The organism is Undibacterium sp. TJN19, from assembly GCF_049339485.1.
Classification (GTDB): Bacteria; Pseudomonadota; Gammaproteobacteria; order Burkholderiales; family Burkholderiaceae_D; genus Undibacterium.
Window position 1 is genome coordinate 19,415 of record NZ_JBMPPL010000001.1, and the last position, 13,217, is coordinate 32,631.

Below are 13,217 nucleotides of genomic sequence, written 5' to 3' on the forward strand. Positions count from 1 at the left end.
TGCGTGATCTTAAATTTCTTAGAACTTATAGTTCACGCCAAACAGGTAAGTCCTGCCGTACACGGTCTTGTCTGTGATCTTGTTAGGATCAGTATCATATTGCTGGAACGGTGCATTGTTCCAGTTGTTGGCTTGCGCCAGCAATGATAAACCTTTCAGGTAGCCAGTCTGGAATTCATACGACAACTGGAAGTCTACGATGGTTTCACCCTTGACGAAAGTCAGTTGCTGGTTATCCTGGAAATCGCTGATCTGACCAAGGAAGTCGGAACGCTTGCGGCCTGCGACGGCGATCTGGAAGCCATTTTTCTCATAATACAGGCGCAGATTGCTGACGCGTTTGGACAAGCCAGGCAAAGGAATATTCGCCGAACTGATATTGGTCGTACCAAAACCAATCGCAGGCAAAGTGATCTGACTGGATGTATCCGAATGATTGACCATCACACCAAAACCATCAAGCATGGGTGTAATCAGCGAGAACGGGATATTCAATGCAATTTCAAACCCTGAAATGCTGCCGCCCGTGCCGTTTTGGGGTGTCGTCAACAGACCCATTGTTGAACCCTTGTAAGGGCCAGCCAAAGGCAGAGGTGTTGATGCGCTGACGAAAGGCTTGAAGTCAAACGCACGTGGTGCACGATAGATATAGGTATCAAGCTGCTTGTAGAAACCGGCAAAGCTGAAATAGCCCTTTTTACCGAAATATTTCTCGTACGACAGATCAAAGGCTTTGGCGCTGAAAGGCTTGAGTTCTGCATTACCACCGGTACCGGTCAGGATAGGGAAAGGACCGCCCGTATTGACACCAAACTCCTGGCTGGCACGCAAGTCATCCATATTCGCACGCGACAGGACTTTCGCCATGCCTACGCGCAGGAATTGCTCTTTACCCAGGTCAAACGATACATTCAGGCTAGGCAGGAAATCAGAATACGATTTGCCACCGCTGGTTGTCGTGAACGGGCAGGTTTCAGCCGTGATGCCAGTACATTTCGCCAGGTCAACCTGGTTACCTGTAGAACGCTGATTGGTATGGATGAATTGGCCGCCAAAATTGCCGCGGTAATTCAAGCCCATCATTTGGCCTTCCAGATCACCCATGGCATACGCAGTGGTCACTTTTTCACTGACAGACCAGTCTTTGGCCAGAACAGAAGCATCAATCCAGCGTGCCAGTTCATAGATGGAACCCAGCGAATTATCCGGGTCAAAGGCGACGACAGGCAAGCCTACCGTGCCAGCCGTTGCAGTCAGGCTGCCAGGTACGGTGGCAGAGGCATAACCACTCGTGCCTTTGACGACCAGACGGCCTTCCTGGCCGGTACGGGATTTGTCGCGGTCAGTGTAATTAAAACCAAGCTGCGCTGCCACGATAGGGCCAAAATTGAGGTCACGTTTTGCTGTCAAGCGGATGCTGTTGACCCTGTCGTTAATATCCGGCAAGGCCACATAACCGGCTTGCGGCGTATTCGGGCCACCGCCCCAGCCATCAACGTCAGTCAGCTTGGCGACGTTACGGTCGGCATAGTTGAGGCTGGTGGAGTACTTCACGTCAGAAAAATTGCCGCCATTGAAGCCGGTGTATGAAATAGAGCCCAGTGGTGAAGCATCACCAGGCTGGCCTGCCGTGGTTTCGTAACGCTTGCTGTGCTTGACCGCTTTCGAATAAGACAGGTCGGCAACGGCCGTCCAGTCTTCGAGTTTCATTTCATTGTTCCAGCCTATCGATGTCAGCTTGTCGTCGGCACTTTCCTTGTGATTGCGTACCACGCCCTTGTAGTTGCTGAATGTACCGGAAGTCGCAACCCCATTGACGATGGTTGCATTGCTCAGCACGCCATCGGGATCATAACCGCCAGCAGAACCGGCAACAGCACCTTCCAGGCCCGTCTTTTTCAAGCTGGTGGAACCGGCAGAATAAAATACATCAACAGAAGATTTGAAGTTTTTGTTTGGTTTGTATTGCAAGGTCAGCGAAGCACCATCGCGATTATTCTTGCTGACTTCTGTATCTGATTTAAAACCGCCAGGTGCGACGACCTTGGCACCGTTGTAATCGACCAGCGGCGCAAAGCCGCCCCAGGAATCAAACTTTTGCTGGCCGCCGCCATCTTCCTTGAACTTGGTCAAACCCAGTGACAGACCGATAGTACGGTCCGCAAACTGATCGACATAAGAAAAAGATGCGCGGTCGCCTGTGCCTTCGTCGGAACCTGATTTAACGCCTGAGCGTTCCTTGCGATAACTGGCTGCCAGCACGCGCTTGCCAAAATCCAGCGGCTTGAGTGTATTCAAATCTATCGTCGCTGCCAACCCCTGACCAACCAGAGCAGCATCCGGCGTTTTATAGATCAGTACCGAACCCATCAGTTCTGCTGGAAACAGATCAAATTCCGGGCTGCGTGCATTACCGGTCGATGCCTGTTCGCGGCCATTAAGCAAAGAGCCATTGAAACTCGGCGACAGGCCGCGCACGCTGACATCTGCTGCCTTGCCGGAAGAACGGCTGCGCTGTGCGGTAACGCCAGGCAAACGTGCAATCGATTCGGCCACACTGGCGTCTGGCAATTTACCGATATCTTCGGCAGAAATGGCTTCAACGATGGAGCTGGAATTTTTCTTGATCGAGATGGCTTCTTCTATACCTTTGCGGATGCCTGTCACGACCACTGTATTTTCTGCTGCCTGCTGCGCCGAAGCGATGTCGGTAAAACCAAAAACCAGAACCGCACATCCCGCCGCTACAGGACTTAATTTAAAAGAAAAGCGGTTCAGAGCATGGCTCTGCTTACGCTTCTGCGTAGCTTGTTTCATAAAATGTCCCCTCAAACTTTTATATGACTTGCACTTTTCGATTTGCCCCACCTGAAAACTTACATTTCCTGAGTTTGGCAATCAGAACCCAACGTTCCGAAATGGATTTTGTACTAAAACTAGATTCAATGTCAAATGAAGACTACAAAAAACTACAAAGAAATAACACGCACCAAATCTGCCCTATGAGGCGCAGCATTATTACCGCACTGAAATGTGTTGCATCTGCCCCACAAGAGGGCAAGCAAGATAATGTAGTTAGACTACTTTATGTAAGCAAACTACTTATTATTTTAATAAAATATTTTTTGTATATCTGGTTTGACGTGTGCCTCAAACTGGGCGTAGGGATAGGCGCAGGCGTGGCTGGGAAGCCATGGACAACAGGTAGAATAGAAGATCAGGGAGCGCTTAAAGCGCTAAGCCAGATCTGTAATCTGGCAGGCGAGATGGGGCAAAGAGGAGTTGATGGTTTTCTGCAGCAATCTCTAGTCATCCAATCCCTTCCCACTGAGAATGAGGGGAATGCATTTTTCAATTCTGGATAGACGGGTTTTGGATTGCTTGGCGGAGGAAAAATGAAGCAGGTAGCCTCTTTGCCGCCCTGGGGTCAAGGCATTAAAGGCCGTCTTCAAATCCAGCATTTCAGCCAATTTATTTTGAAACTCTTCAGGAATCGTAAATTCTGTGGTCTTTTTAAAATCTACTTTGGTGCCAGATTTTTCGACTTCGATCGCTTCCTGGATATATGACTTCAAGACAGCTTTCATCTTGACGATTTCCGGTGCGCTGGTGAAGCGTATCTGGCGCGCGGCCTGCACATTCTCAGTTTGCTGGATAAGGACACCCTTGGCATCCTTTAGCAAGGCACCTTTGATAAACAGAAGCGCACAGTATTCTTTAAACCCATGCATGAGGACGACATTGCTTCCCTCATGGGCGTAACAGGGCACACCCCACTTCAACTCTTCTGTCAGATCGAAGTCAAGAATGATGGAACGCAATTTTTCATATTCTTCGCCCCAATTTTTTGCCCTGGCTATAAATGCATCAACCTTGGGATTCATTTTTTGATCATCCATCATGAGATTACTCACCTCAAGTTTGTAAAGTAAATTCTTAGGCTGAGCTTAGGCTTGCTTGCGAAAAAAACACGAAACCAGGATGCAGGCAATCTAATGCATTGCTGACAAAATTCAATATACCAGCCAGTCTTTCATCGAAATGCTTAGGCGCAGAAGCCACAGCAAGTCCCTCAGGCGCTTGCCCTCAGTCGTCGCCATTGCAGGCCGTATAAATACAAAATGGTTACCGGCATCAAAAACCAGAAACAGGCATTTGCAATAACACTGACTTGCGTGAAATTAAAATGGTAATTGTTTTGATTGGCATCGATATACACGACCATAAAGGGCATACCGGCGAACCATCCTTCACCCAGGACATTGGGATAGGGATAAAGCATCCAGAACGTTGCCAGCCAGGACAGCAGCGCTAATAACAGGCCGCAGGCTATGGTCCAGTAGAACAGTTTACGCCAGTTCTTGGGGCTGGCTCCTGAGGCAGGAAAACCCCACGCCTGAATGAAACTGAAGATACCGGCCAACATCAGCAGGCCAGCAGCGACGACGATGGATATGAGCATGTTTTTTTATATGTGAGAGCTTGATGAATGCGATGAATTCAGGACAAGACTTACGCGTCTTCAGCCAGCCTACCCGAAGATGCACTTTATCGCAATGCACACCGGATATATCCATGTTCCGGTAATTTTCTTGTGGCTTGTCGTTGCAAATTGGCAGCAATTTGCATTTGACAGCCATCGTGCTTGATCGCTGACCATGGCTGGATTAAGCTAAAGAAAAAGAAATGCACACTGCCCCATGTTCACGAATACTCACCAATGCTTACCAATATTCACATCAACAACGCCCTCGCCGATCAATGAAACACCGTCATGTCATTTCTACATGAATGAGGGATCGATAAAGAGTCAAAGTAGAAGTACTAAAATGTGCGGCGAAATTTGCAATGCAAGTGCAATTGGCAATTCCTGAAAGAAAGAGATTATGCACTTCTGCTCACGTCTTATCTTGGCCCTGCATCTGGCGTTGCCAGCTCTTGCAGCCAGCGCAACCACCAGCAATGAGGAGGAAGACCTGGCCCTGATTTATGGCGACAAATCCAGCATCAGCATTGCTACCGGCAAACCACTTAGCCTGAGACGTGCACCGGCAGTGGCTTCTGTCATTACTGCCGAAGACATCCGTGCGCAAGGTTTTACTGATTTTGACCAGGTCATGGAAATCATACCCGGCATGCATGTCAGTCGTGCCGCGATTGCCTATTTTCCTGCTTATGTGATGCGCGGCATAGGCGGGGGCGGTGTGACCAATCCGCATATACTGGTATTGCAGAACGGCATCCCGATGACGACCGCCTACACCGGTGACAAGGGACAAATGCTGTGGCGTTCTATTTCTGTTGAAAATATTTCGCGCATTGAAGTCATACGGGGGCCTGGTTCTGCCCTGTATGGTGCCGATGCTTTTTCAGGTGTCATCAACATCATTACCAAAACCGCAGATGAAATACCGGGCACTTATGTGGGTGCGGGCCTGGGTTCAGAAAACACGCGGGATGCCTGGGTCTTGCACAGTGGGCAATGGGGCGTGTTCAAAGTCGCGGCCTACCTGCGCGCAGGCACGACCGATGGACAAAAGGAAATCATCAGTGCTGATGCACAAAGCAGGAACGACACGCTGTTTGGCACCAAGGCCAGCTTGGCTCCGGGTCATGTCAATACTGGCAACAAGCCCGTTGATGCCAATCTGGAACTGGCCTATGGCAACTGGCGCTGGCGTTCCAGCCTGCTGGCACGCGACAGCATAGGAACTGGTGCCGGGGTTTCTTCAGCGCTTGACCCCGTCGGTACTGGCGCAACGGAAAGGCTGACCAGCGACCTGTCATGGAGCGAGCCTGTCTTTGCCAGGGATTGGGCACTGGGCAGCACATTAAGCTATATGTATTACACAGAAAAAAGCAGTCTCCAGCTCTTGCCGCCGGGTGCCAGGTTACCCACCGGGGTTTTCCCCAACGGTATGATAGGTGGTCCTTCGCGCTGGGAAAGGCAATTCCGTGCATCTGCCTTTGCCAGCTATACTGGCTGGGCAGACCATCAGTTACGCCTGGGTCTGGGTCATGACGATGTCAACCTGTACCGCACGCAAACAATCAAGAATTTTCTGCTGAGCCCGGCTGGCATTCCCATCCCCACCGGATCAGTCATGGATTACAGCACTATCCAGCCGCACATCTTGCCAACGCGGCGACAAAATGATTATGTGTATGTGCAGGATGAATGGAACCTGGCAACAGACTGGACCATGACGGCAGGCGTCAGGCATGACCGTTATTCCGATTTTGGTGGTACCAGCAACCCGCGCCTGGCGCTGGTATGGGATGCCAGCCATAGCCTGACAGCCAAGCTCTTGTATGGCCGTGCTTTCCGTGCGCCTGCCTTTAATGAGTCGAATGGCCTGAACCCGGTTGCCAATGGAAATCCCAATCTGAAACCAGAACGCATCGCCACCAGTGAACTGGCACTGGCCTGGCAGGCCAATAAAGATGTACTGTTGAACCTGAATGTGTTCCGCTACAACATGCAGGATATTATCCGCGCCGTGCCCAACAATGTGCCTGGGACAGGTGCCACTTTCTTTAATACCGGCAACCAAAGTGGTCATGGTCTGGAAGCAGAATTGAACTGGGACGTGCATAAAGACCTGAAGCTGATTGCCAATTATTCTTATCAGCACTCGCTCGATGAAACCAGCCAGCTTGATGCCGGTTACGCCCCCCACCATCATCTGTATGCGCGTGCAGACTGGCAGATCAATAAAACCTGGTCCCTTACCCCACAGTTAAACTGGGTGGCTGACCGCAAGCGTGCAGCCGGTGACAACCGCCCGCCTGTTGCAGATTACACCAGCCTGGATCTAAGCTTGCGTACGCAGAGGGGACGTGGCAACTGGGAATTTTCTGCTACGGTGCGCAACCTGTTCAATGCCGATATACGTGAACCCAGTCTTGCGCCCGGGCTGGCAATACCGAACGACTTGCCGGTCGCACCCCGAACCATTTATCTGCAAGCTGTGTATAAATTATAAAGCGAGCTTGATGCAGGCATGCCACACTAAACTTGAAATTCGGTGAAAATATGTGTCAAGTGGATTCATGCCCTACAGAAAGCCATGACAGCCTGCCCACAGCGCTCTATGATCAATATAATGCCGCTTCCGTGCCAGATGCGTTGAACATACAAGAGAGAAGAATGCGCTTATTCAAGCTCGCGACAGCACTGACAAACCGCTTGCCTGTCATGCCACTGGCATGCCTGAGCTTGCTTGCGGGCCTTGGCGTGGCAGTGCCCGCCCACGCCGTTGATGAAGATGATGACCTGAAAGCCATTTATGGCGACAAGCTCACCGTCAGCATTGCCACTGGCAGCCAGAAATCCCTGCGTCTGGCACCTGCCGTTACCAGCGTGATCACCGCTGCCGACATCCGCGCCATGGGGGCGACTGATCTTGACCAGGTACTGGAAAGTGTCGCCGGCATGCACGTGGAGAAGTTTGGCGCAGATTATTTTTCGGCCTATGTGGTACGGGGTATCGTCAGCGAACTCAACCCGCAGATACTGGTCTTGCAGAACGGTGTGCCCTTGACAGTCATGATCACTGGCAGCAAATCGCGCTTCTGGGGTGGATACCCTCTGCAAAATGTGGCTCGCGTCGAAATCATACGCGGGCCAGGCTCTGCACTTTATGGGGCGGATGCCTATAGCGGCGTCATCAATATCATTACCAAGACCGCCGCCGAAATAAAGGGAACAGAATTTGGTATCACCGCCGGTTCATTTTCTACCCGCGATGTCTGGATACAGCATGGCAGCAAGATAGGCAGCGTGGATGTGGCTGCCTATTTGCGTAGCGGCAAGACCGCGGGCAATAAAGACCTGATTACCGTCGATGCGCAGACCGGGCTGGACCGCCTGTTTGGTACCAAAGCCAGCCTCGCTCCTGGCCCCATGAACAATGGCTATGATGCGATTGATGCCAATCTTGATCTGAGTTATGACAAATGGCGCTGGCGTAATAGCCTGATCATACGGGACAATTTGGGCACAGGCACGGGCGTATCATCGGCGCTGGACCCGGTGGGCAAGCTGAAAAGCGAACGCATCATCTCTGATCTGTCATGGAGCGATGCTCACTTTGGCCAGGACTGGGGTCTGGGTTTCAATGCGAGCTTCATGCAGTATTTGCAGCGCATTCCCGTACCTATCGTGCTGTATCCGCCAGGTGTGACTTTCCCTACGGGTAATTTCCCTGATGGCATCATTGGTGCACCGAATACATCTGAAAGACAGATCCGTACTTCCGCTTATGCCGTGTATTCGGGCTGGCGTGAACATCAGTTGCGTATCGGTCTGGGTCATGATGATCTCAATATGTACGATACCTATGAATTCAAAAACTTCACGATTACCGCGGCCGGCCTGCCACAACCCGCAGGCCCCATCCAGACGTATACCGGTGCCCTGGCTTTCCTGGAGCCGCACCGCCGCAAGATCGATTACTTTTATCTCCAGGATGAATGGCAACTCGCCCCCGACTGGAACCTGACCGCAGGCGTGCGGCATGACCGTTACTCCGACGTCGGCAGCACCACCAACCCGCGCCTGGCACTGGTATGGGATGCGGCTTACAACCTGACTGCCAAACTGTTGTATGGCGAGGCCTTCCGCGCACCTTCTTTTTCCGAGTTGTACAGTATCAATAACCCTACTCAGCGTGGTAACCCGGCTATACAGCCTGAAACCATCAAGACCCTGGAAGCTGCACTGGTCTGGCAGGCACGCAACGATGTGCAAGTCAAATTCAATGTATTCAAATTCAGAATGAAAAACCTGATACGCCTGGTGTCCAACCCTATCAAGGGCACTGGTAGCTCGTATGCCAACACGACTGAGCAGGAAGGGCATGGCATGGAAACCGAGCTGAGCTGGCAACCCGGCAGTCAGCTACGTTTTTCGGGTAACTACAGTTATCAGCATAATGTCGATGAAGCAACCGGGCAGGATGCAGGATATGCGCCGCATCACCACGTCTACGCACGGGCAGACTGGCAATTTGCACCATCATGGATGCTGACACCCCAATTCAACTGGGTAGCAGACCGCAAGCGTACCGTGGGTGATACGCGGCCCGCGATTGCCGACTATAAGACCGTGGACCTGAGCCTGCGTACCAATGCGGGAGCCTGGGAAGTTTCTGGCGGCATACGTAATCTCTTCAATGCAGATGCACGTGACCCCAGCTTTGCCCCCGGCAGTATAGTCAATGATATTCCCTTGCCCGGCCGCAGCCTGTTCGTTCAGGTCATGCTCAAGTTGTGATGTATATCCAGGCCACAGCTGCCTGTCTTCATTGATGGATTGCGAGCAGAGAAGCTCTGCTTGCATTCGTTAAAGATATTTAAATATCAACTTCAATCTTGCATTATCATAAATTTCTATTATTCTTGTTATTGCCTTAAATAGTAATTATTTTGACACTGAATTACAAATTAAGTAAATTAAAGAATGTATGCGATACCTGCGATTTATTGTCCTGCTTGCAAAGCCACATCCATACTGTCCCTCCTTTGTACTTTTTATAGCGACCCCCGCCTGTCGTTAAACTGAACTGTTAAACAAACCTGAAACTTAAAGCCGCCCACCAGGCAGGCTGTGCTTTTGTGCGCGCCGTCAAATTGAAAGGATACGCCATGCAAGTGTTTTCTCCTCTGATAAAACAATAAACCAAGTTTTCGCTATTCATTTGCCTGTCCGGTCTACATGGAATGTACCTTTCGTGACAGATGCAAAAAATATCCTTGTTCACAAGTTTTGGCGAATATTTGGGAGTCATAAATGCATATCAAAAATTTAAAAATTGCGCAAAAGCTGGGCCTGAGCTTTTCCCTCATCGTTGTATTGCTGGTGATGATTTCCGCCGTCGCTTATTTGCGCGTTGGCAACCTGAAAACTGAAATCGATTTAATGAATTATGACCGTTACCCCAAGACGGTACTGGCCAATACTATCAAGAGTGAACTCAATGAGACTGCTAGAAACATGCGCAATATCCTGTTGATGACGGATGCGGATACTATCAAGGCAGAATTTGCGAATATGGATAAATCCACCGTGGTGATTTCTGACGCGCTGCAAAAGCTGGACAAGATGATTACCTCTGCCCGCGGCCGCAAAGACATGAAAGCCCTGACTGCCATCAGGCAACAGTTTTTGCAAGGAAAAAACAAATTCATCCAGTTGGCACATGAAGACAAGATTGATGATACCAAGACTTTTCTGCTGACTGAATTGCGCCCCATACAGCTTAAGTATTTCGATATTCTTGACCGCCTCATTGTCCATCAAAGTGAATTGATGCAGATCGCGGGTAAGGATGCAGAGGCGATGGTGAAAGAAACTGAATGGATCATCATCATACTGGCGGGTGTGGGTGTCCTCGTCAGTTGCCTGCTTGCCTACATGGCGTCGAGAATGATTACGCGCCCCCTGCACAAGGCGGTGGTACTGGCCAACAAGGTAGCGGAAGGTGACCTGACATCGCAGATCGACATTGACAGCAAGGATGAAACCGGTCAGTTACTGATGGCACTCAAGCGCATGAATGAAAGCCTGATCAACATTGTGGGTGAAGTACGCAATGGAACAGGCACGATTGCGACAGCATCTACCCAGATCGCCACAGGCAACATGGATTTGTCTTCACGTACCGAAAGACAGGCAGGCTCGCTCGAAGAAACAGCATCGTCAATGGAAGAACTGACATCGACCGTCAAACAGAATGCAGACAATGCGCGCCAAGCCAATGCACTGGCGGCGTCAGCATCTGATATCGCCCAGCGCGGGGGTACTGTGGTGGCACAAGTGGTGGAAACCATGGGCTACATCAACAGTTCTGCGAAAAAGATCGTCGACATCATCGGCGTCATTGAAGGCATCGCCTTTCAAACCAATATCCTGGCCCTCAATGCCGCAGTAGAAGCCGCGCGCGCTGGCGAGCAGGGGCGTGGCTTTGCCGTTGTGGCCAGCGAAGTGCGTAACCTGGCGCAACGCGCTGCAGCGGCCGCTAAAGAAATCAAGGCACTGATCGGTGACTCGGTAGAAAAAGTCGATGCCGGCAGCCGGCTGGTTGACCAGGCAGGCATCACCATGGAAGAAGTGGTGCAAAGTGTCAGGCGGGTTACGGCGGTCATTTCAGAAATCACCGCAGCCAGCCTGGAACAAACCTCGGGCATAGAACAAATCAACCAGGCCATCGTCCAGATGGACGAAGTGACGCAACAGAATGCCTCACTGGTTGAGCAATCAGCTGCCGCCGCAGAAGCCATGCAAAACCAGGCCAGCACATTGGAAAAACTGGTTGGCGTTTTCAAACTGGGCAACCGGGAAGGTAATTCTGTCAGCAGCACACTGGCTGAAAGTATCTATAACCAATCCGGCAAGCTGGCTAGCCTCGCGCAAAAATCGGGCGCAAAAGCACTGGCGATCACGACAGAGCGTATCAGGCCTGCCGTTCCAAAACGGGTTGCCGGCGTCAATAACAGCAATGATGCGTGGGAAGAATTTTAAATACCTGCTACCGCTTTTGACGCAGCCTGCCAGTGCCACACTGGCAAAGGCAAGCAGTGACAACATAATAAGAGTGCGAAGCCAGGTTGATGCACGCAAAGGTCATTAACCTGGTTTGGTATGTATCTGTCAGATCACAATTTGCCGTCAACCAGGCCGACCCGCCGTGGCTAGCTCAGAGTAAGCATCTGATCTGCTCATCCCTATGTTATATTCCCTCAAAATCAGACAAGACAATGGACCGGCCCTGGCGGGGCTGTTCGTACAAAAAATACGCAGCGCATAGGCAACACATACGCAACACACACGCAACACACACGCAGCACAAGCCCATTTTTATTGATAAAAGAAAGAACCAGCATGAAAAAAAGCCGCTTACAGCAAGTACTGCACACCTTGTTTTGCAGCGGGCTTTTGCTGGGTGCTTTGGGTTCTGGCCTGATACAGGCAGAAGAAAAAGCCTTGCCACCCGACATCACCGCCATCAAGGCTGGTCGTTTGATTGATGTGGAAACCGGTAAAGTCTTGCTTGACCAGTTGATTGTCATCAGCGGCGAACGCATTACCGCCATCGTGCCAGTCGCCGGGACACCGATACCGGCTGGTGCCAGACTGATTGATCTGTCAAATTCCACGGTGCTGCCCGGCCTGATTGATGCACACACGCATCTGACGAGCAATCCGCGCATGCATGGTTATGCTTCACTGGGTGTGTCGAATATACGCGCTGCGTTATATGGTGTAAAAGCCGCACGCGATACATTGAATGCCGGTTTTACCACGGTGCGCGATGTTGGCTCGGAAGGATTTTCTGATATCGCCCTGCGCGATGCGATCAACGATGGTGATTTTCCTGGTCCGCGCATTCTGGCGTCTGGCTATGCGTTGGGCATCAAGGGTGGGCATTGCGACAATAACCTCCTGCCACCTGAATACAATGATGTAGGCAAAGGTGTAGCCGATGGCCCGTGGGCAGCACGCAGCAAGGTCAGGGAAATGGCCAAATATGGTGCTGACCAGATCAAGATTTGCGCCACTGGTGGCGTCTTGTCAAAAGGTGATACGCCCGGTGCCCAGCAATATACGCTGGAAGAAATGCAGGCCATCGTCGAAGAAGCACATAAACTGGGGCGCAAGGTCGCTGCCCACGCACATGGCGCCAGCGGCATCAATGATGCCATCCGCGCCGGGGTTGATTCAATAGAGCATAGCAGCCTCATTGATGCAGAAGGCATCAGGATGGCGAAACAGCGCGGCACCTGGCTGGTCATGGACATCTATAATGATGACTATATTTTGGGAGAAGGTGAAAAAGCCGGTTTCCTGCCTGAATCACTGGAAAAAGAAAGAGAAATCGGCCAGAAGCAGCGTGACAATTTCCGTGCGGCCCTGCAAGGTGGTGCGCGCATGGCGTTTGGTTCTGATGCCGGGGTGTACCCGCATGGCGACAATGCCAGACAATTTTACTACATGGTCAAATATGGCATGACGCCGATGCAGGCCATCCAGGCTGCCACCATCAGCGCCGCCGATTTGCTGGGTATCAAAGATAAAGTCGGTAGCATCAAGGTTGGCAAATTCGCTGATCTGATTGCCGTTGATGCCGACCCATTGACCGATGTCACCACTTTGACCAAGGTGCGTTTTGTCATGCGCAGCGGTAAAACTTATAAAACATCAGCACAGTAAACAT

General features: G+C 51.0%; 8 protein-coding genes. 5 read left to right on the top strand and 3 right to left on the bottom strand.

The genetic code is table 11. The features are described from left to right. Positions 1–18 precede the first annotated feature (18 nt). The gene (locus ACO0LH_RS00090; RefSeq protein ID WP_422938996.1) at positions 19–2,817 is read right to left on the bottom strand and encodes a TonB-dependent receptor; all 2,799 of its coding nucleotides are present in this window, start codon (positions 2,815–2,817) and stop codon (positions 19–21) included. 101 nt (positions 2,818–2,918) lie between these two features. Between ACO0LH_RS00090 and ACO0LH_RS00095 the strand changes: the two genes are divergently transcribed. Beyond that, complete coding sequence (locus tag ACO0LH_RS00095) at positions 2,919–3,365, top strand: hypothetical protein (RefSeq protein ID WP_422938997.1); 447 nt, start codon at positions 2,919–2,921, stop codon at positions 3,363–3,365. Here the strand turns inward: ACO0LH_RS00095 and ACO0LH_RS00100 are convergent. Both ACO0LH_RS00100 and ACO0LH_RS00105 read right to left on the bottom strand, forming a co-directional pair. Continuing rightward, positions 3,306–3,899 (bottom strand): YdeI/OmpD-associated family protein, encoded by a 594-nt coding sequence (locus ACO0LH_RS00100; RefSeq protein ID WP_422938998.1) that lies wholly within the window; start codon positions 3,897–3,899, stop codon positions 3,306–3,308. The genes ACO0LH_RS00095 and ACO0LH_RS00100 overlap by 60 nt on opposite strands. A gap of 173 nt (positions 3,900–4,072) precedes the next feature. Beyond that, positions 4,073–4,462, bottom strand: a complete 390-nt coding sequence (locus ACO0LH_RS00105; protein WP_422938999.1) for a hypothetical protein — start codon at positions 4,460–4,462, stop codon at positions 4,073–4,075. A gap of 424 nt (positions 4,463–4,886) precedes the next feature. On the opposite strand from ACO0LH_RS00105, the gene ACO0LH_RS00110 reads away from it, so the two are divergent. From ACO0LH_RS00110 to ACO0LH_RS00125, 4 genes are all read left to right on the top strand, one after another. After that, positions 4,887–6,986, top strand: coding sequence for a TonB-dependent receptor plug domain-containing protein (locus ACO0LH_RS00110; RefSeq protein ID WP_422939000.1), 2,100 nt, complete (start codon positions 4,887–4,889; stop codon positions 6,984–6,986). Positions 6,987–7,150: 164 nt separating this feature from the next. Then, a complete protein-coding gene (locus ACO0LH_RS00115) occupies positions 7,151–9,277 on the top strand; it encodes a TonB-dependent receptor plug domain-containing protein (protein WP_422939001.1) in 2,127 nt (708 codons plus the stop codon). A gap of 516 nt (positions 9,278–9,793) precedes the next feature. Continuing rightward, positions 9,794–11,524 carry a methyl-accepting chemotaxis protein gene (locus ACO0LH_RS00120; RefSeq protein ID WP_422939002.1) on the top strand — a complete coding sequence of 577 codons (1,731 nt, stop codon included), beginning with the start codon at positions 9,794–9,796 and terminating at the stop codon, positions 11,522–11,524. Between the two features lie 360 nt (positions 11,525–11,884). Continuing rightward, positions 11,885–13,213, top strand: a complete 1,329-nt coding sequence (locus tag ACO0LH_RS00125; protein WP_422939003.1) for an amidohydrolase family protein — start codon at positions 11,885–11,887, stop codon at positions 13,211–13,213. Positions 13,214–13,217 lie beyond the last annotated feature (4 nt).